This window comes from Gemmatimonas sp. (genome assembly GCF_027531815.1).
In the GTDB taxonomy this organism is placed as follows: domain Bacteria; phylum Gemmatimonadota; class Gemmatimonadetes; order Gemmatimonadales; family Gemmatimonadaceae; genus Gemmatimonas.
The window spans coordinates 205,157-226,331 of the sequence record NZ_JAPZSK010000001.1 but is presented as its reverse complement, the minus strand read 5'-3'; the positions used below and the strand labels follow the sequence as shown (position 1 = coordinate 226,331).

Genomic DNA, 21,175 nt, shown 5'->3' with positions numbered 1-21,175 from the left:
GGCAAAGAATAGATCGTGCAGGACGGCTTCGCCAACGCGGAAGGCGTCGGGAAACCATCCCGTTCCGGTTTCCGTTAGGAGGGTCGGGGGAGACCTAACGCTGTTCCATAATGCGGCAAGCAAGTGCCTACTTGCACGCAAGCATGTACTTGCATATCATGTCGCCATGACTGAAGACCATCGGCAGCGCATTCTCCAGGCGGCGGCCCGCGTCTACACCCAGCATGGATGGCGCGGGGCGACCACGCGCCGCATCGCCGAAGAAGCGGGCGTGAACGAGGTTACGCTGTTCCGGCACTTCGGCTCCAAGGACGCGCTGCTCGAGCAGATGATGCGCGACCTCGTGGCGGCCAAGGAGCAGGAGCGGCTCCCGGACGACCCGCGGGAGCCGGAGGCCGAGCTGTACGCCTGGGCGCGCGCGCATCATTCCGAGACCTGCGGCATGCGTCCGCTCATCCGGCAGATGATGTCCGATCTCGAGGAGCGGCCCGACCTCGCGCCGTGCGCGGTCAGCGGGCCGCACAGCGCCATGATGCAGCTGCGCCGCTACGTGCATCAGCTGTACGTGTCCGGCTACATCGACCATGACAAGGTGGCCACCCCCACGGAAATCGAGGCGGCCGTCACGATGTTCATGGGTGCGGTCTTCGCCGACGGCATGAACCGCGACGTGATGCCCATGATGTTCACCCAACCGGTGGAGGACACGGTGCGGGCGTATGTGCGCCTCTTCCTCCGCGGGTTGCATGTGCTGTCCCAACCGGCCGTACGCGCGCCATTGGTTGCGCCCGAGTCGACCCTTACCACGATCTCCGAATGATGGTGACTCTTCGTGTCCGCGCGCGTCGCGCGGCACTTGCTCCCCTGGCGGTGGGCGTGCTGCTCTCCGCTACGTCGCCGTTGTCGGCGCAGCGGCCGACAGCCGCGCCGCGGCCACTCTCGCTGACCGACGCCCTGCGCCTGGCCGGGGCCACGAGCGAAGCCGTGGAACTGGCCCGAGCAGGCGCGCAGCGCGCACGCGGGCAGCAGGCGCAGGCGCGCTCTGCCGGGTTGCCGCAAGTGAACACCACCCTGAACTGGCAGCGGCAGCTGCAGAACCAGTTCGCCGCCGTCGCCAGTCGTGCTGGTGGCACCGGGGCCGGTTCGGGTGGTGGTGCGGACTCGTCGCAGGCAGACAATCCCATCACCCGCATCTTCGCGTCGCAATACAACTTCAACTTCGGGCTCGCGGCCTCGCAGCCGCTCTACACGGGGGGACGCGTTGCCGCCGGTGTGCGCGGCGCGCGCTACGCCCGGGAGTCGGCCGATCTCGCCATTACCAGCGCCGAAGCGCAGGTGCAGCTCGATGTCACCTCGGCCTACTACGACGCGCTGCTCGCCGAGCGGCTTGCCATCATCGCCGACTCGGCTTTCGTCCAGGCTGAGCGCACCCTGCGGCAAGTGCAACTCACCCGCACCGTGGGGTCCACGTCGGAGTTCGAGCTCATTCGTGCGCGTGTGACACGCGACAACCAGCGCCCGGCGCTGCTGCAGGCGCGCACCACGCGCGAAACGGCACTCATTCGACTGCGCCAGCTGCTCGATTTGCCCACCGATCAGCCGCTCCAGCTCACCGACAGTATCGCCGAGCTGCCGCTGCCCGCGGCCACACCCGCTGGCGCCATCGGGAATATCACCGTGAACGCCGACTCGGTGCTGGCCGCAGACCCGCGTGTGCAGGGGGAGGTATCGCGGCTGGTGGCTGCCAGCGATACCGCCGCCCGCGCCCGCGCCGCGGTGCGTCAGGCGGCCTTCGGCGTGAACGTGGCTGAGCAGCAGCTGCGCGCCACCAAGGCGCAGCGACTGCCCCAGCTCTCGGCCACGACCAACTATCAGCGGCTGGCGCCCACGCCCACGGTGCTGCCGCGCAGTCTCGCCGACTTCCTTCCCAATTGGACCGTCGGCATCGGCCTCTCCTACCCGATCTTCACCGGTGGCAACATCCGCGGGCAGATCACCGCGGCCGAGGCCGGCGTGGTGGAAGCGCGGCAACGCCTCAAGCAGGCCGAAGAGGGTGCCACGCTCGACGCTCGGCTCGCTGCCCTGCAGCTCACCGAAGCGGAGACCAACTGGCAAGCCAGCATCGGCACCGCCGAGCAGGCCCAGCGCGCCTACGCCATTGCCGAGGTGCGCTTCCGCGAAGGCATCTCCACGCAGCTCGAACTGTCGGAAACCCGCGTGCAGCTGCAGCAGGCGCTCGCGAACCGGGCGCGGGCTGCGCGCGACCTGCAGGTGGCACGCAAGCGCCTCGAACTCCTTCCGTATCTCCCGTTGTCGGTCGGCGGCGCGTCCGTTCCGATGTCGGCTTCCACGAACATGGGTATTTCCCGATGACCACCGCTTCGCGCCGATCGGCGCATTACACGCTGCTCGCTGTCACGACGCTGTCGCTCGCTCCGCTTGCCGCCTGCGGCAAGCAGTCGGAGGCGCCCGCTGATCAGACGGCCGTCGTCCAGACCATTGGCCCCGACAACATGGCCGTGGCGACCTCCGACACGCTGAGCAGCGGCCCCAGCATCTCGGGTACGCTCGCGGCAGACCGTGAAGCCCGGTTGCGCGCCGAGGTGGCCGGCGCCGTGCTGCAGACGTACGCCGACGCCGGGCAGCGCGTGAACGCGGGCGCGGTGCTCGCCCGCATCGACGATGCCGCGGTGCGTGATGCCGCCCTGTCCGCGCGCTCGGGCGTGACGCAGGCCTCGGTCGCAGCGCAGCAGGCCGAACGTGAACTGCAGCGCGCCCGCACGCTCGCGGCGGCGGGGGCCATCGCCGACCGTGACGTGGAAAGCGCCGAGCGCGCCAACCTCTCGGCGCAGGCCGGGCTCGCCGAGGCGCAGGCGCGGCTCTCATCGGCGGAAAAGAATCTGCGCAACACGGTTGTGCGTGCCCCCTTCGCCGGCATCGTCGCGGAGAAGGCGGTGAGCCCAGGCGACATCGTGACACCGGGGAGCGCGATGTTCACGGTGATCGATCCGCGCAGCCTGCGCGTGGAGGCCTCTGTGCCCGCCGTGTCTCTCGGCGAGGTCCGTGTGGGCGCCCCCGTCACCTTCACGGTGAACGGCGCTGATCGCGCGCTCACGGGGCGCGTCACGCGCATCGCCCCCATGGTGAACGCGCAAACCAAGCAGGTGGCCATTCAGGCTTCCGTGCCCAACAACGCCGGTGTGCTGGTGGCCGGTCTCTTCGTGGAAGGCCGCGTCTCGTCGCAGAAGCGCGTCGGTGTGCTCGTTCCGGAGCAGGCCGTCGACCAGACCGGCATTACGCCCAGCGTGATGCGCCTCAAGGGCGGCAAGGTGGAAAAGGTGGACGTGCTGCTCGGGTTGCGTGACGAGGTGGCGGAGCGGGTGGAAGTGACCACCGGGCTGGCCAGCGGCGACACGGTGCTCCTGGGCGCTGCGCGCGGTATCTCCGTGGGCGTGCCCGTCACGGTCTCGGCGCCGAGTGACGCGCCAGGCCAGCGCGCGGCCACCAAGGGCGTTGCACCGGCGACGGACACGACCACGCCGATCTCGAAGAACTGAGCACCCCCCGCGACATTCCGCAGCTCATCCCAAGGCATCCATGTTCATTTCCGATTTCGCGATCAAGCGGCCACTGATCACCGTGGTGGCCATGCTGGCTCTCGTGGGGTTCGGGCTCGTTGCGCTGTTTCAGCTGCAGACCGACGAGTTCCCCGAGGTGCAGCCGCCGGTCGTGCTCACGACAATCATCTACCCTGGCGCCTCGCCAGAGCAGGTGGAACGAGAGGTCCTCGAGCCCATCGAGGAGGCCATCCAGTCCATCTCCGGCGTGAAGAAGATGGAGGGCGAGGCACGCGACGGCTTTGCGCAGATCATCACCACCTTCGTGTACTCGAAGGATCTGCAGGAAGCCTCGCAGGAGATTCGCGACGCCATCGGCACCAAGCGTCAGGACCTGCCGCAGGAAATCGAAGAACCGATTCTGCGCAAGTTCAATCCCACCGACGCCCCCATCGTGACGCTGGGGCTGTCGTCCACGGCGCTGTCGCCCGCGCAGCTCACCCTGCTGGCCGACCCTGGCATCACGCGGGAACTGCGCGCCATTCCCGGCGTGGCCGACGTATCGGTCACCGGTTCCGTGAAGCGTGAACTCACCGTCAATCTCGACCCGCAGCGGCTGCTCTCGGCGGGCGTGTCAGTCCCGCAGGTGGTGTTGGCGTTGCAGCAGGGTAACCTCGCCGTGCCGGTGGGACGGGTGAACGGCGCGCTGGACGAGCGCACGATCCGCCTGCGCGGTCGCCTCGATGGCCCGCAGGACTTCATGTCGCTCGTCGTTGCCGAAAAGGGCGGGCGGGTCGTGCGCCTGGGCGATGTCGCCACGGCCGAGGACGGGATCGAGGAGCAGCGGACGCTCGCGCTCTACAATGGCAAGGATGCCGTGGGCATCGAGATCAAGAAGACCAAGGGGTACAGCACCACCGCCGTGGCCGAAGCAATTCTCGCGAAGGTGGGCACCCTGGAGAAGGTCATGGCGCAGCAGGGCGCCACGCTGGCCGTAATCAAGAACAAGGGGCAGCGCGTCACCAATTCCGTAAACAACGTGCAGAGCGCCCTCATCGAAGGGGCCGTGCTCACGGTACTCGTGGTGTTCCTGTTCCTCAACTCGTGGCGCTCCACGGTCATCACCGGGCTTGCCCTGCCGGTCTCGGTGCTGGCCAGCTTCGTGGCGGTGTGGGCCTTCGGCTTCACCCTCAACACGATGTCGCTGCTCGGGCTGTCGCTTGCCATCGGCATTCTCATCGACGACGCCATCGTCGTGCGAGAGAACATCGTACGGCACGTGGAGATGGGGAAGGATCATTACACCGCCGCCCGTGAAGGCACCGATGAAATCGGCCTCGCGGTTGCGGCGACCACGTTCTCCATCGTGGCCGTGTTTGTTCCCATCGCCTTCCTCCAGGGGGAGTCGGGGCAGTGGTTCAAGCCGTTCGCGCTTACCATTGCCTGTTCGGTGCTCGTGTCTCTCTTCGTGTCCTTCTCCCTCGACCCCATGCTGTCGGCCTACTGGCCCGATCCGCATCTCGAGGAGCACCAGAAGAGCTGGATCACCAGGCAGCTCGACAAGTTCAACCACTGGTTCAACGGCCTTGCCGCCGGCTATCGACGCCTCATCGGCTGGGCACTTGATCACCCCAAGAGCATGGTGTCGCTGGCGGTGGGGACCTTCGTGTTCGCCCTTGCCATGCCGGCGCTCGGCTTCGTGGGGGGCGGCTTCTTCCCCCTCGAGGACAACGCTGAACTCAACATGACGGTGGAAACGCCCCCGGGCGCCAATGTGGACTACCTGCGGCAGAAGGTCTCGGAGGCCATTCGCCTGGCCGACCCGTCGCGGCATCCGGAAGTGCTGTACAGCTTCGTGACGGCCGGCGGGGCGAGCGGCGCCGTGGACAAGGCCAGCGTGTATCTCAAGCTTCGTCCCAAGGGCGAGCGCCTCAAGGACGGACAGCTCTCGGCGGAGGAGCTGGGGGACGTGATGCGCAAGGAAGTGGCGGGGATTGGCGGTGCGTCCGTCTCGCTGTACACGAACGATTTCGCTGGCCAGCAGAAGCAGATCTCGCTCGAACTGCGCGGCAACAACAAGGACGCGTTGCAGAAGACCGCCGATCAGTACCTCGCGGTCATCAAGGGCGTGCCGGGCGCGGTCGACGTGGCGCTGAGCACCAAGGGGCAGAAGCCGGAACTCACCGTGCAGGTGGACCGTGGCCTCGCCGGCGCCCTGGGCGTGAGTGTGGGGCAGGTGGCCACCGCCATTCGTCCGGCATTCGCCGGCCTCGATGCCGGTGACTGGGTGGATCCCACCAACGAAACGCGCAAGGTCATGGTACGGCTGGCCCCGGAAGCGCGCGCGCGTGGCGCCGATCTCGCGCAGCTGCCGATCGCCGTGGGGCAGGGTGCCAATGGGGCGCTCATTCCGCTGCAGCAGGTGGCGCGCATCAAGAGCGAGCTCGGGCCGGCCATCGTGAACCACCTCAATCGCGACAACGTCATCAAGGTGGAAGCGAACATCGCCGGGCGTTCGCTCAGCGAAGTGCAGGCCGACATCGAGAAGGGGCTGGCGAACATCACCCTGCCGCCGGGCATCTCGTTGTCGAGCGGAGGCCAGGTGGAGCAGCAGCAGGAGGTCTTCAGCAGCATCTTCATCGCGCTTGGCGTGGCGGTGACGCTCATGTACCTCATTCTGGTAGTACAGTTCGGCTCCTTCCTGGATCCGATCTCCATCCTCATCTCCCTGCCGCTCTCGCTCATCGGCGTGATGGGGGCGTTGGCGATCACGGGCAACACGATCAACCTCATGAGCCTCATCGGGGTGATCCTGTTGTGCGGCATTGTGGCCAAGAACGCCATCCTGCTCATCGACTTCGCCAAGTGGGCGCGCGAGAAGAACGGCATGCCCCTGCGCGAGGCGCTCATCGAGGCGGGCGCCATTCGGCTGCGCCCCATCCTCATGACGACCTTCGCGCTCATCGCCGGTATGGTACCGGTCGCACTGGGACGGGGCGAAGGCGCGCAATTTCGTGCCCCACTGGGTGTCGCCGTGATCGGCGGCGTGATCACCAGCACCGTGCTCACACTGCTCGTGATCCCCACCTTCTATGAAATCTTCGATGGCTGGCGGACGCGCCTGTCGCGCATGGTCGGGCTCAAGCCGCCCCACACCGGCGAGTTCCGCACGTTCGACATGCCGGTACCTGAAGCCGGTGATTGACCCGAAGACCATGGCGTGACGAGCGCAGACCGGTGCGCGTTAGATTAGCATCGTATGCGCCTGCCGGTCTCCCTCCTCATTGCTGAAGCCTCCTGGCTCTCCATGCTGACCGATGCGCCGTGGACGTACATCGTCCTCGGCGCGTCGGCGATTATCACGGAGGAGTTGGCGCCGATCTTCGGTGGCATCGCGGTGCACGAAAAGGAGTTGCGCCTCGTGCCGCTGCTCGTGGCGATCACCCTGGGTGGATGGATTGCCACGGCCCTGCTGTACACGGTGGGGCGCCTCAAGTGGGAGGCCATTCGACGACGCTTTCCGCGCACCCGCGCCACCGGTACCGTGGCGCTCCGGGTGGTACGCCGCAATCCCGTCACCGCGTCGTTTCTGGTGCGCTTCGCCTTTGGGCTGCGCATCGTGCTGCCCATGGCGTGCGGGGCCGCGCGCATGCCCCTGTATCTGTATCTCCCGGTGTCACTGCTGGGCTCCATCGCCTGGACTGCGGTGTTCACCGCCGTGGGCTACGTGGCCGGGGAAGCGGCGGTGCAGGCCATCGGGCATCTCAGCAAGGTGGGCGAGATCGTCGGCGCCGTGATCGTGACGGTGGCTGTGTTTGCCTTCCTGCGCTGGCAGCGTCGGCGGCGAGAGAAGAAGGCCGAGCGGCGCGCCATGGTACAGCGCGCGCTCGACGCGTCCCGCCACGACGCGTAGCGCCACGGGGCGCTACGCGCCCGCTTCGAGAGCTGCCGCCGCGGCGCGCAGTTCGTGCCACGCCAGCTCGATGTGCTGGCGGTCGGTGCGGATGTTGCCGATGGCCAGTCGTAACGTGTACTGCTCACCAAGCTTCGTGTGCGAGAGGTACACGGCACCGCGCGCGTTGACCCGCTCCATGATCTGTGCATTGAGAGCGGCAATTGCCACTTCATCGGCCCCCGGCGGCACACGCCGGAAGCACACCAGCGACAGCGTCACCGGTGCGGTCAGCTCCCACCCGCCCTCGAAGTGCACCATGCCGGCGAACTCGCGGGCCAGCTCACAGTGGAAGCGAATGCGCTCCGCCAAACCGTCGCGACCGAATGCACGCAACACCATCCAGAGCTTGAGCGCCCGGAAGCGCCGACCAAGCTGTATGCCGTAATCCATGAGATTCGTGGCCCCAGTGGACGTGCTGGTCACGAGATACTCGGGAAGCAACGCGAACGCCTGCTTGAGCGCGCGTGCGTCACGCGTGTAGAACACCGAGCAGTCCATGGGTGTGAAAAGCCACTTGTGCGGATTGACGACGAGTGAGTCTGCGCCGTCGACGCCGTCCATCAGGTACTGCAACTCAGGGACAATGGCCGCCACCCCGCCATACGCCGCGTCCACGTGCACCCAGCACTGGTGCTCGCGGGCAATTCGCACGACTTCGACGACCGGATCGATGCTCGTGGTGCTGGTGGTCCCCACGCACGGGACGACCGCCAGCGGCACACAGCCAGCCGCCACATCAGCGGCCATCGCGGCCCCGAGTGCGTCCGGCCGAAGCCGGAACTGCTCGTCGGCCGGAATCTTCACCAGGTTCTCGTGGCCAAGTCCAAGGGCAATCACCGCTTTGTCGATGGACGAGTGCGCATGTTCGCTGCAATACACACGCAGGCGGGGCAGATCGGTGCGCGCCGCCATGCCCTTGGTGCGGATGTCGAGCCCCGCACGCTCACGCGCCGCAGCGAGCGCGTAAAACGTACTGATGCTCGCCGTATCGGTGATCTGGCCGAACCATCCGTCGCCAAGTCCCATCAGCTGCCGCAGCCAGTCGAGCGTGACGGCTTCGAGCTCGGTGACCGCCGGACTGGTGACCCACAACATTCCGTTGGCATTGAGCCCTGCCGTGAGCAACTCGCCAAGAATGCCGGAATACGACGCCGAATTGGCGAAGTAGGCGAAGAATGCCGGGTGATTCCAGTGGGTGATGCCCGGCACGATGGTGCTGACGAAATCCTGCAGCATGGCATCGAGTGGCTCCCCGAGTGTCGGGGGCGACGCAGGAAGCGCGTCGCGAATGTCGCCAGGACGCACCCGGCTGCGCACGGGATACTGGCCGCTGTGCTCCAGATACTCGGCGATCCAGTCGACGGCGGCATGCGCCGCCGCGCGAAATTCATCGGGGGACAGATCCCCGGTCAGTGGCGGCGTGGACATGCGTCAACTTAGCGGGAACAACCCGGATTCATCGGATGTCGGAGGTCGGATGGATGCCGGAAATCGGCGTCGGGACTGCGGTCGGAGGTGCGAGGTGGGATGGGCTACCGCCAAGGCCCCAACGATGACTCGCGGGCGTAGGTAGCCCAAACACCTCCGACTGCCGATTTCGGACAACCGTCCCACTTCCGACTTCGGGCATCGGTCCGACCTCCGACCCCTCCGACATCCGAACGCATCCGACAGCCGAGCCCTTGGTCAGGGGATGCGGGGTACTCCCCCCGTCACCAGAAACTCCACCGCCAGCGTGCTCATGGCGCGCACGCCAACGGGCAGCGCCTTGTCGTCGCCCTGGAAGAGCGGGGAATGGTTGCTCGCCACCCCGAACAGGTCCACCGATGGCGGGGTAACCGACAGGTTGAAGAAGAACCCGGGCGCCTTCTCGGCGAACCGTGAGAAGTCCTCGCCGGCCATGCTTCCCGACTTGTTCTCGAAGACACCGGCCGCGGTGCCCACGCGCTTGAGGGTCTGCGAAAACCGCGACACCATGGCGGTGTTGTTGATCGTGCTACCGTACCCCAGCACCACATCGACCTGCGCGGTGGCGCCGTGCGCGGCGGCGATGTTCTGCGCCAGCTGCTTCATGCGCTGCCCCACCAGCTCCCGGGCCTTGGGGTCGAAGGTGCGGATGGTGCCGATCATCCACACGGAATCGGGGATGATGTTCTCGCGCAGGCCACCATGAATGGCCCCCACGGTCACGACCGCGGGACCGGCGGTGAGGTCGAGCGAACGCGACACAATGGTTTGCAGCGCCGACACGATCTCGGCGCTCACCACGATCGGATCAACGGTGGTGGAGGGGAACGCGCCATGTCCCTGCTTGCCGCGCACGATGATCTTCCAGCTATCGGAGGCGGCGCTGATCGACCCGCTGCGGAAGCTCATGGCTCCCAACGGTCCCGGCCCCACGTGCAGCCCGAAGACGCCATCGACGCCGTTCATGACACCGGCCTCGATCATGGGCTGGGCGCCACCACGCGGCGGGACCTCCTCGGCGGGCTGGAAGAGGAACTTCACGGTCCCCGGCAGTTGCGCCCGGAGGCCCGCGAGGACTTCCGCTGTCCCCATGAGCATGGCCGTGTGCATGTCGTGGCCGCAGGCATGCATGACGCCCGTCTCGACGCCGTTGTACACCGTGCGCACCATGCTCTTGTACGGCACGTCAACCTGTTCGGTGACCGGCAGCGCATCCATGTCGGCGCGCAGCGCCACCGTGGGGCCAGGCTTGCCACCCTTGAGGATGCCCACGACGCCGGGAATCCCGCCCACGTTCTCCTGCACCTCCATGCCCAGCGACTTGAGGTGCGCGGCCACCAGCGCCGCCGTGCGCTTCTCCTGATACCCGAGCTCGGGGTGCTGGTGAATGTCGTGCCGCCACGCCGTGACCTTCTCGGCAATGGCGGTGGTGCGGCGATCGATCTCCGCCTGCAGGGCCGCGCTGAACGGGGGCTGCTGCGCCGCCGCGGACCGCGGCGGGAGCGACAGCAGCAGGGCGACCGTGGCGGCGGCGGTGGCGGGCAGCGTGACCCGGCGCATCAGTTGTTGCCCTTGGGCTTCGCTTCGATAGGGCGCACCGTGGGATACTCGATCCCCAACTGCTCGAGATACGTCTTGTACTTGGAGGGATCGTAGTAGAACTTCTGCAGCTGCGGCTTGTACTTCGCCATGATGTCGGCGTTGAGCCAGATGGGCGGCTGGTCCGACGGGCGAATGAACGGTTGGTACTTCACCGTCTTGGTCTGCACGTTCTTGAAGTAGTCCCACGCGTCCGTCACCACCGTGGGCGTGAGCAGGATGTCGAGCAGCGTGAGCGCCTGCACCTTGGCACCAGCCAGCGCCCCCTTGTGCGCAATGGGCGTGGCCATGGAGATGGCATTCGCCCAGTTGTGCCCCGGCAGCGACGGAATGTTGGACGGGAAGCGCAGCGTGACCGTGGGCACGTTCCAGGCAATGTCGCCGATGTCGTCGGAGCCACCACCCATCCAGTTCTGCGGCGTCTCCGAGCCTCGCAGCTGCTTGTTCACTTCGCTCGACAGGCCGAAGTCCGGCTGGCCCAATTCACGCTGGATCCCCTTGGCCAGCGTCTGGTCCTTGTCGTCCCACACCGGCATCCCCACCGTCTGGATGTTCTGATGCATGGCCTCGGCAACCGGCTTGCTGAAGTGCGCCGACCAGCCGGACCCAAGGATCATGACCGTATCGAGCTTGGTGTCGGTCATCATCGCGGCGCCCTGCGCGATGCGCTTGCCGGTGTCGAACAGCTCCATCGTGCGCGGGTAATCCTGCTCGCGGAAGTAGAACCAGATGCTGGCGGTGCTGGGCACCACGTTGGGCTGGTCACCGCCATCCTTGATCACGTAGTGTGAGCGCTGCTGCAGGCGCAGATGTTCGCGCCGGTACTCCCACCCCTGCGCCATGAGCATCACGGCGTCGAGCGCCGACTGGCCGCGCCAGGGCGCGCCGGCCGCATGCGCACTGGACCCCTTGAAGCGGAACTCGGCCGAGATGAGGGCGCTCGATCCGCTCGCGCCCCACTGCACGCCGAGGTCGTTGCTGACATGCGTGAACAGCGTGACGTCGGTGTTCTTGAAGATGCCGGCGCGCACGAGGAACGCCTTGCCCGCCATCTGCTCCTCGGCAATGCCCGGCCAGAGCAGCAGGGTGCCGTTGATCTTGTCACGCTGCATGAGCTGCTTCACCACGATCGCGGCCACGACATTGAGCGCCTGCCCCGCGTTGTGCCCTTCACCGTGGCCGGGGCCCTGCACGACCATGGGGTCCTTGTAGCCCACCCCGGGCTTGTTGCTGGCCTGGGGGATGCCGTCCACGTCGGAGCCCAGCGAAATCTCGGGCTTGCCGGTGCCGTAGCTCCATTTGGCGGTCCACGCCGTGGGAATGCCGGCGACCCCCTTCTCGATCTTGAAGCCTTCCTTCTCGAGCAGCGTGGTCAGGTACTTCTGCGACTCCCATTCCTGGAACCCGAGTTCCTGAAAGGAGAAGAGCATGTCCACGATTTCCTGCACCTGCTTGGCGCGCCCCTGCACCATCTGCAGCGCTTCCTCCTTGAGCTTGGCGAGCCGCGGGTCGGCGGCCGTCACCTGTGCGACGGCCGCGGCGGGCGGCGAGGCCGCCGGCTGCTGCGCGCCGGCAACGGTCGTCGCGGCGGCGAGTCCGGTGAGGAGACGCAGCACCGGCAGGGGGCGAGAGGGGCGGAGCAGCGAGGGGAGGAAGCGCACGGATGATCTCCTGAAACGAAAGACGGCTGGCCGGGGTCCAACTGTCCGAAGTTACGTTTCCGCGCCGGAAACCGCTCGCGCCGTCCGTCCGTACGGCCGCACGGTGGGCGCGCCGGGACTCCGGCGGCGTCCTGAACGAATCCGGTCTCCCATTACGCCATGCGACGTCTGTCCTTTTTCGGTCTGTCTGCGGCCCTCGCCTTCGCCCCGGTGGGCGTGTCGGCGCAGGCATCGCGCACCACGCCCGCCGGGCGTCCCGGAGCCGCTAATGACTCGGCCCGGGCGCGCGGCGATACGCTCACGGCCGAGCAGCGACGAGCCGTGCAGGAGGCGGTGCGCGAAGCCCGCGCGATCAACCGGCGTCGTCTCGGGGGGGACAGCGCCGCACGGGCGCAGCTCGCGGCGGAGGCCGCCACGTCGGCCTTCGGCAGCCCCGAGGCCCGCGCCGTGTTCGAACGCGCCCGCGAAGCCCGGGAGCGGCAGGACAGCGCGCTGCGCTCGTATCGCGCCACCACCACCCAGCGTATGTCGGTCCATCTTGGCGCGCGCCGCCTCGGGCTCGAGAAGCTGCTCTTCCGCGGCGACAACGTGGCCGAGATCTCCTGGCGCCGCGAGGTGGGCGTGCGGGTGCGACCCCTGGGATCTCGCATGACCGTCCCCATGGCAGACGACGTGACGGGGGATTTCGTGTCGGCCGTGTCCATTCCCTACTTTCCGGGGCGGGAGCAGCTGTGGTTCCCGTCGTCCGATTTCGGGCGGGTGAAAACCGAGGTGGACGACCGCAACATCATCCATCCGCTCGCCCGCGGCGCCGAGCGATTCTATCGGTACGACGTCGGTGATTCGGCCGACATCACGCTTCCGGACGGCCGGGTGATCCGGCTGCGGGAGCTGCGCATCACGGCCCGCAAACCCGACTGGCGTACGTTTGTGGGCTCGTTCTGGTTCGACCGCGACGGCGGCCAGCTCGTGCGTGCGGCCTATCGACTGGCCACCGACCTCGACATCTGGGGCATCACCAGCGATGAGCTGAAGCGCGATCGCGTCGAGAATGCCACGCTCGCGCCGGTTCGCGATTCGGTGCTCCGGGCCCGCCTGCCGCGCGAGCTCTACGTGAAGGATAGCCTGCAACGCGTCCAAGCGACCCGGGGCACCTCCCTCTTCGGCGGGGCGGTACAGGTGGAGGCGTCGGCGGCCTCGTCGGATGCGGCCGGCGACGAGGACGAGGTGCCAGGCTGGGTGAGCGCCACCTTGCGCCCCATGCGCGCCAAGCTCGATGCCATCACCGTGGAGTACGCCCTCTACAAGGGGAAGTTCTGGCTGCCGCGCGCGCACAGCGCCACGGCCAGTGCGGAGGTGATGTTCATGCGCATCCCCTTCCGGCTCGACGAGAAGTTCACGTACGAGGACGTGGACGGCGACTTCACGCTCGCGCCGCTGCCGCCGGCGCGCAACCGCTTCGATGTCGGCCCGGGCGACGACTCCACCGAGGTCGATCTCGATAACGAGGCGGAGGTCTCCATCGTGGCCGGCGGCGGACGACGTCGCCCGCCCTCCGACTCGGCCGCGCGCGACTCGGTCGAGCGGCGCAAATACGGCCGCAGGAAGGTCACGCAATGTCGCACCGACAGCACATGGGTGCGAGTCGAGGAGCGCTTCGACCGTTCGCTGCGCATGGCCTACGACATGCCGTGCGACATGGACCGGTTGGCCAAGTCCCCAGCGCTCCCGACGGCAACGGCCAGCGACGAAGAGCTCTTCGACCTCCGCAGCGCGGAACAGCTGGCGAACGCGCTGAGCATGGGGTTGCAGGTGCCGTGGGTGCCGCAGCTCCCCACCATTCGTACGGGCAGTGACCTGTTCCGCTACAACCGCATCGAAGGGCTGTCGGGTGGTGTGGAAGTGAAGCAGGTACTGGGGGCGGGCTACACCTTGCGCGGCGTGGGGCGCATCGGGCACGCCGACCTGCATGCCAACGGCGAGTTCGCGCTCAGTCGCACCAATGGCGCGCGCACGATCACCGCCGGGGTCTATCACCGCTTGTCGGCGATCAACCCCGAGTGGGCCGGTGCCCTCACCTTCGGGACGTCGCTGCCGGCTCTGCTCTACGGGCGTGACGAAGGCTTCTACTATCGCAACTACGGCGTCGAACTGGGTGAGCGGCGCGAGCAGCGGCGCGGGGCGCTCGAATACCGCCTGTTCGTGGAGCGGCAGTGGACGGCGGGCGACAGCTCGGTGGTGAACACCTTCTCGTTCGCCCGTGCCTTGAATGGGCGGCGTTTCGCCAGCTTTCTGCAGGCGGAGCCGGGAGATTTCGCCGGCGTGAGCGCCACCTGGTCGCGGGCGTTCCTCGACCGGCCGGGCGGCGTGCGGCTCGTCGGCATCACGCGCGCCGAGGCCGCAACGGGGACCTTCGAATACGCGCGCGGGTCGTTCGAGAGCACCATCTCCCGTCCGCTGTTCGGTCGCGCGGCTGCGGCCCTCACCGGGGCGATCGGCAGTTCCATGGGGCGGGTGCCCTTCCAGCGCGGGTACGCCGTGGGCGGACTGCGCACGGTGCGCGGGCAGCTGCCGGGAACGCAAACCGGGGATGCCTTCTGGTTCAGCCGGGCTGAATTGGGCACCCGGGGTGGCGCATTCCGGCCAGTCGCCTTCTTCGACGTGGGATGGGCCGGCAGTCGGAGGACGTTCGGGCAGGTCCAGCCGCAGCGGGGGGCGGGTATTGGCTTCGGCCTGCTCGATGGTCTCATGCGCTTCGACATCGCGCGGGGGCTCTACCCCAACAAGGGCTGGCGTCTGGACCTCTACTTCGACGCGCCGATCTGACGCTGGCTGCGTCGCCCCGGGTTCTCTACCTTGCGGGGACTCGAATATCCGGAGCGTCACCTGCGTCTCGAAATCGTGTACGTCGCCGCACTTGCGCTGCTGCTCGAGCAGTTGCGCGAGTGCGCGCCCACGACCGACATGCTGAACAGCGTGCAGCGCCTGAGCACCCTGGCCCACGTGGGGAGTGTCACCATCGACGCCGCGACGCTCGCTGAGGCCGCGGCCATCGACGCCACGGCCGACGGCGCGGCCGTTCTGCGGGACCTCTTGGATCGCCATGGTATCGTGGGCATCGACATTGCGTCCACCGTGACCGATACCGAGTTCCTCAAGCTGGGCGGGCTACTCGTTGGCACACCGTCCGCCGTGCCGGGGGCCATTCTCGAGAGTGTCGATGCCATGGGCATCTGGAACATCCGACTCCGCGTTCCCGGGCGGGCACTGCGCCCGACACCGGCCGGCATGCGCGCCCTGGCCGACGTCGTGCCGCACGATGTGTCGCACGATGGTGGCCTCCCGGACAGCTCCGGCGATGACGACGCCAGGATCGACGCTGGGATCGACGCTGGGGGCATGCTTGCCCGCCCCGGCGCGCCGGCACCGGCATCGGCAACGGGGCCGTCGCCGGTCGAGCGCCCAGCCGCCTTTGCGCAGGCCGTTGAGCGCGGCGATGGCATGGTCGTATGCCAGCAGCTCAGCGCCGTTGGCGACGCCGCGCTGTTCGAGCGGATGGCCACCCCTGATGCCCTGCAACTGCTCGTCGATCTCCTGCTCGATGCCCCCGACAGCCACGACGCCGTACATCGTCTGCTCATCCGGGCTGGACTGCCGGGCGCCCGTGCCGTGTTCGAACAGCTCATTGCGGTCACCGAGCTGGCGGACCGACGCGTTCTCTACGACGTGGCGGCCTCCCTGCCGGCCACGATGGTGGTCGCGCGGCAGTACGCGCACGACCCCACGTGGTACGTGGTACGCAACGCTGCCGGCTTGCTTGGGGAGTCGCGCAACCAGGCGGCCATTGTCGACCTGGCCCGCCTGCTGCGGCACCCCGATACGCGCGTGCGCGTGGCCGCGGTCGTGGCGCTGGGGCAGATCGGCGGCCCGGCGGCCATGGCCCGCCTCGAGTCGGTCCTCTTTGACAGCGTGCCCGACGTGCGCAACCGTGCCCTTTCCATCGTATTCGCCGCCCCTGATGCCGACCCGCTCGTCGATCGCATGACGCTGGCCATACAGGAGGAGCGCGCCTTCGAGTACCAGTTGGAGATCATCGCGGCGCTCTCCCATGTGCACACGCCGCGAGCACGGCGGAAGCTGGTGGAGTATGCCACCAACACGTCGCGCTCCCCCGACGATCTGGAGCTGCGCCTTGCCGCCATCGGTGCCCTCGCCGCCGGTCACCGTCCGGCGGCGGACAGCACGCTGCGCGCGCTCGCCGCCGATGAACAGGCCGAGGTACGCGAGCGCGCCACCGTCGCCCTGCAGGGGCGTTGACCGCGAGCGTGCCGTTACACCGGCACGGCCTGATCGCCGCTGAGGGCGGCAAGACGCGCCATCCATGTGTCGCGAACCCGCGCCACATGTTCACCGGCTCCACGCGGCTTCACCTTGCGCCAGCGTCCATGCTGGTGCTCCCAGTCGTTCAGAATCCAGCGGGCGCGGGCACTGCCCGTGCGCGCGATGTGCAACCGCAGCAGCTGCGTGACCAGCAGGGTGTCGTCGCCATCCAATTCAGCCAGCAGCACCATCTCATGGTTCAGCCGGCTCGCGAATGTTTCCGACTCGTCGAACACGTAAGCCACCCCGTTCGACATGCCCGCACCGAAATTGCGCCCGGCGCGCCCCAAGACCGTGACCACGCCCCCTGTCATGTACTCGCACGCGTGGTTGCCCACCCCTTCCACCACGGCGCAGGCACCGGAATTGCGCACCGCGAACCGATCACCCGCCTGACCGGCAGCGCAGAGTAATCCGTCGGTCGCGCCGTACAGCACCGTATTGCCAAGGATCATGTTGAGGTGGCTGGCGCCGCGATAGCGGGCATTGGGAAAAGGGCGCACGGTGATTTCCGCGCCGTTGAGCCCCTTGCCCACGTAGTCGTTGGCTTCTCCCTCGAGCTCGAAGCGCATGCCCCGCATGCCGAAGGCTCCGAAGCTTTGGCCGGCGCTCCCCTGAAACGCGAGGTGGACCCTGCCCGACGGTAACCCCGCGTCGCCGAACCGCTCGGCTATTGCCCCCGACACTCGTGCCCCCACCGTGAGATGGTGGTTGCGAATGCCATAACGGCCGCGGAAGGGGGCGCCCGTCGTGAGGCCGTTGCCCAGATCGGCGAGGATACGCTCGTCCAGCTCCACCGTGCCCGGGCGCTCGTTGCGCTCCGTCGTGCGCACGCGCGGCTCGTCGACCCGTCGAGGTGAGCTCAGGACCAGCGACAGGTCGAGCATGGTCGAGCGCGGCAGTTCAGGACGCTCCGCGCGCTGCAGTCGTTCCACCTGGCCGATGATCTCCGACAGCGCGCGCACCCCCAGCAGCGCCAGCTCGGTGCGCACATCCTCCGCGATGCGGGAGAAAAACGCGACAACCTGCTCGGGCGTGCCCCGGAACTTGGCGCGCAGGTCTTCACGCTGCGTGGCAATGCCGGTGGGGCAGGTATTGAGGTGGCACTGGCGCGCCATGTCGCAACCCATGGCCACCAGCGGGGCGGTGCCGAATCCGTACGACTCCGCGCCCAGGAGTGCGGCAATGATCACATCACGGGCCGTCGTGAGCCCGCCGTCGACCCGCACCTCCACCCGGTGCCGCAGGCCATTGGCCACCAGCACCTGCTGCGCTTCGGCCAGCCCCAGTTCCCACGGCGAGCCCGCGTGCTTGATACTCGAGAGCGGACTCGCGCCGGTGCCGCCGTTGTGCCCTGCAATGAGCACGTAGTCGGCAAAGGCCTTGGCCACACCGGCCGCCACGGTGCCTACGCCACTCTCCGCGACGAGCTTCACCCCCACCCGCGCGCGAGGATTGACGGTCTTGAGGTCGTGCACCAGCTGCGCGAGATCCTCGATGCTGTAGATGTCGTGATGCGGCGGCGGCGAGATGAGGCCGACCCCCGGGGTGCTGTGGCGCAATCGCGCGATGAGGGCCGTGACCTTGTGTCCCGGCAGCTGGCCACCTTCGCCGGGCTTGGCCCCCTGCACGATCTTGATCTCGATCTCCTCGGCTCGCACGAGGTACTCGGTGGTCACGCCAAACCGGGCCGAGGCCACCTGCTTGATGCGACTGTCGCGGCGATCGGGTCCGGTATCGCGGTAGAAGGCCGGGTCCTCACCACCTTCGCCGCTGTTCGACCGCGCCTGCATGCGGTTCATGGCAATCGTGAGCGTCTCGTGCGCCTCGGGCGACAGCGCCCCCAACGACATGGCGCTCGAGATGAAGCGCGCGCGGATCGCTTCCATCGGCTCCACCTCCTCGATGGGGATGGGCGTACCGGAGCGAATGGCGAGCAGGTCGCGCACGGTGGCTGGCGTACCGCCGTCCGCGCGCGTGGCGAAGCGACGCCACGCGTTGTCGGGGTCGGTGCCGGCCCGCGAGGCGCGAGCGCTGCCCACGGCCTGCTGCAACGCCAGCACGTGCGGCGGCGCCCACGCGTGCGCCTCGCCTTCCTTGCGGAACCGGACGCGCCCATGGTCAGGCAACGTGGCCTGCGACGCGCCATCGGCCGTGAAGGCGCGCCGGTGCCGCTGCAGCACATCCTCGCTGAGCTCCCGCAGCGACAGGCCGCCAATGGGGGAAGCCGTACCGGCGAAGCAGCGGTCGATCACGTCAGCCCCAAGACCGAGGGCGTCGAACGTCTGCGCGCCGCAGTAGGACGACAGGGTGGAGATGCCCATCTTGGCGAGCACCTTGAGCAGCCCCTTCTCGACGGCGGCACGATACCGGGACTGCGCCAGCGCCGGCCCGGGGCGCTCGGTGTCGGCGTCGGCCTTGCCGTGGGCTTCGGAGAACAGCGTGGCCACGGTTTCCATGGCCAGCCACGGGTGAACCGCTTCGGCGCCGTAGCCGAAGAGCGCCGCCATGTGGTGCTGCTCGATGGCGTCACCCACCTCCACCACCAGCCCCACCCGGGCGCGCAGCCCGGTGCGTACGAGATGCTGACGCACGGCGCCGAGCGCCAGCAGCGCCGGAATGGGCGCGCGGTCGGCGCTCACCTTGCGATCGCTGATGATGAGCAGGCGGGCCCCCTTGCGCGCTGCCACCTCGGCGCGTCGGCACAGGGAATCGAGTGCCGCCTCCAGCGCTTCCGACCGCGAGCGGGCGTTGTACGTGGCGTCGAGCGTGGCACTCGGAAACTGCGGGAAGGCCCGCAGGGCGGCCATTTCGTCGGGGAGCAGCACCGGATGCTCGATACGCAGCATGCGCGCGTACGCGGGCTTCTCCACCAGCGGCGACCCACGCCGCCCCAGGTGCATGCGCAGCGACATCACCATGCTTTCACGGAGCGAGTCCATGGGCGGGTTGGTCACCTGCGCGAACCGCTGCCGGAAGAAGGCGTACAACGGCGGCGTGTTGGTGCTCAACACCGCCAACGGCGCGTCGTCGCCCATGCTCCACACCACTTCCGCGGCCGTACTGGCCATGGGCTCGAGCACCAGGCGCAGGTCCTCGTGGCCATAGCCGAAGGCCATCTGCGTGGCGCGCAGCTGGTCGCTCGAGCGCACGAGCGGCTCGGCGCCGTCGCTGGGCGGAAGCGTGGCCATGTGGGCGGCAATCCACTTCGCGTACGGACGGCGCGTGGCCACCTCACGCTTGGCCGCCATGTTGCGCACGATGCGCTTGCCCGCCGTGTCCACGAGGAATACGCCCCCGGGGCCGAGCTTGCCGGTCTCCACCACGTCGCGCGGATCGAAGTCCACGATGCCCACCTCCGATCCCGCGACCACCATGCCATCCGCACGGATCTTGTACCGGCACGGGCGCAGGCCGTTGCGATCGAGCGACACCGCCACGGTCACGCCGTCGCTGAAGGCCAGCGCCGCCGGCCCATCCCACGGCTCGATCACGCACTGGTGGAACTCGTAGAACGCCTTCACCGCCGGCTCCACGTCGGGGAACTTCTCCCAGGCCTGCGGCACCAGCATCATCGTGGCGTGCACCGGCGAGCGGCCGGCACGCGTCAGCAGTTCGAGCGCGTTGTCGAGACTGGCCGAGTCGCTGCCACGCGGTCGGATCGGGTCGCGCACGCGATCGGCGCGCTCCCCAAAGGCGGGCGCGTCCAGCAGGGCACCGCGCATGGCCATGCCGTTGCGGTTGCCCCAGAGCGTGTTGATCTCGCCGTTGTGCGCCAGCATGCGGAACGGCTGCGCCAGCTCCCAGCGCGGCATGGTGTTGGTGGCGTACCGCTCGTGAAAGACGGCAATGGCCGACTCGAACGCCGGGTCCCGCAGGTCGGGGAAAAAGGCGCCCAACTGCCCGCCGTTGAGCAGCCCCTTGTAGACCACCGTGCGGCAGGATAGCGAGCAGATGTAGAACGGCTCGAGCCCCCGGGCCAGCGCCCGATGCTCCATTTCCCGGCGGGCCAGATACAGCTGACGCTCCCAGGTGTCGTCGTCGGCGCCCGCGGGGCGTCCCACGAGCACCTGCTGGATCATCGGCATCGCGGCCCGTGCCGATGCACCCAGCACCTCGGGCCGAACGGGCACTTCGCGCCAGCCCAGGACCGGAATGCCGTCGCCAAGCAGCACGTCGGTCACGAGCCCCATTGCCTCCTCGCGCGCCTGAGACTCGGTGGGCAGGAAGCACATCCCCACGCCAATGGAGGCGTCGGCGGGCAGGTGAATACCCAGACGCGAGGTCGCCAGGATGAACAGGCGGCGGGGGATCTGGGCCAGCAGGCCGGCGCCGTCGGCGGAGTGATCGGTGGCCGAGGCGCCGCGGTGCGCCAAACGCGCCGCCGCCTCGAGCGCCAGGCTCACCACTTCGTGGGTGCGCTCGCCGCTCTGGCGGGCGATGAAGCCCACGCCGCAGGCGTCGCGCGGGGCGTACGGGGAACCAACGTGGTCATCGAAGAACGAACCAACGGCGTCATGCAGGGGCATCGGCAGCGGGCTGAGGGTCCATGGACC

General features: G+C 68.1%; 11 protein-coding genes. 7 read left to right on the top strand and 4 right to left on the bottom strand.

Annotation, left to right across the window (positions count from 1 at the left end):
* Positions 1 to 166: 166 nt before the first annotated feature.
* The 5 genes from O9271_RS00965 to O9271_RS00945 are packed head-to-tail and all read left to right on the top strand — an operon-like array spanning position 167 to position 7,470.
* Positions 167 to 820, top strand: a complete 654-nt coding sequence (locus O9271_RS00965) for a TetR/AcrR family transcriptional regulator (protein ID WP_298265288.1) — start codon at positions 167 to 169, stop codon at positions 818 to 820.
* Entirely contained in the window at positions 817 to 2,373 is a 1,557-nt protein-coding gene (locus O9271_RS00960; RefSeq protein ID WP_298265287.1) for a TolC family protein, read from the top strand. The genes O9271_RS00965 and O9271_RS00960 overlap by 4 nt, the downstream gene beginning before the upstream one ends.
* Positions 2,370 to 3,557 (top strand): efflux RND transporter periplasmic adaptor subunit, encoded by a 1,188-nt coding sequence (locus O9271_RS00955; RefSeq protein ID WP_298265285.1) that lies wholly within the window; start codon positions 2,370 to 2,372, stop codon positions 3,555 to 3,557. The genes O9271_RS00960 and O9271_RS00955 overlap by 4 nt, the downstream gene beginning before the upstream one ends.
* Before the next feature lie 40 nt (positions 3,558 to 3,597).
* Positions 3,598 to 6,762, top strand: coding sequence for an efflux RND transporter permease subunit (locus O9271_RS00950; RefSeq protein WP_298265283.1), 3,165 nt, complete (start codon positions 3,598 to 3,600; stop codon positions 6,760 to 6,762).
* 54 nt (positions 6,763 to 6,816) lie between these two features.
* Positions 6,817 to 7,470 (top strand): DedA family protein, encoded by a 654-nt coding sequence (locus O9271_RS00945; RefSeq protein ID WP_298265281.1) that lies wholly within the window; start codon positions 6,817 to 6,819, stop codon positions 7,468 to 7,470.
* Between the two features lie 12 nt (positions 7,471 to 7,482).
* Here the strand turns inward: O9271_RS00945 and O9271_RS00940 are convergent, their stop codons facing one another.
* The 3 genes from O9271_RS00940 to O9271_RS00930 form a co-directional block, all read right to left on the bottom strand.
* A complete protein-coding gene (locus tag O9271_RS00940; protein WP_298265279.1) occupies positions 7,483 to 8,940 on the bottom strand; it encodes a pyridoxal-dependent decarboxylase in 1,458 nt (485 codons plus the stop codon).
* Positions 8,941 to 9,198: 258 nt separating this feature from the next.
* Positions 9,199 to 10,539: an amidohydrolase gene (locus tag O9271_RS00935; RefSeq protein ID WP_298265277.1), complete on the bottom strand. Its 1,341-nt coding sequence runs from the start codon at positions 10,537 to 10,539 to the stop codon at positions 9,199 to 9,201.
* The gene (locus O9271_RS00930; RefSeq protein WP_298265275.1) at positions 10,539 to 12,239 is read right to left on the bottom strand and encodes an amidohydrolase; all 1,701 of its coding nucleotides are present in this window, start codon (positions 12,237 to 12,239) and stop codon (positions 10,539 to 10,541) included. Before O9271_RS00930 ends, O9271_RS00935 begins: the two co-directional genes overlap by 1 nt.
* 159 nt (positions 12,240 to 12,398) lie before the next feature.
* On the opposite strand from O9271_RS00930, the gene O9271_RS00925 reads away from it, so the two are divergent.
* Both O9271_RS00925 and O9271_RS00920 read left to right on the top strand, forming a co-directional pair.
* On the top strand, positions 12,399 to 15,065 hold the full coding sequence (locus O9271_RS00925) for a hypothetical protein (RefSeq protein WP_298265273.1): 2,667 nt from the start codon (positions 12,399 to 12,401) through the stop codon (positions 15,063 to 15,065).
* Positions 15,066 to 15,095: 30 nt separating this feature from the next.
* Positions 15,096 to 16,556, top strand: a complete 1,461-nt coding sequence (locus O9271_RS00920; RefSeq protein WP_298265271.1) for a HEAT repeat domain-containing protein — start codon at positions 15,096 to 15,098, stop codon at positions 16,554 to 16,556.
* Positions 16,557 to 16,570: 14 nt separating this feature from the next.
* Here the strand turns inward: O9271_RS00920 and gltB are convergent, their stop codons facing one another.
* Entirely contained in the window at positions 16,571 to 21,148 is a 4,578-nt protein-coding gene (gene gltB, locus O9271_RS00915; protein ID WP_298265269.1) for a glutamate synthase large subunit, read from the bottom strand.
* Between the last annotated feature and the right edge of the window lie 27 nt (positions 21,149 to 21,175).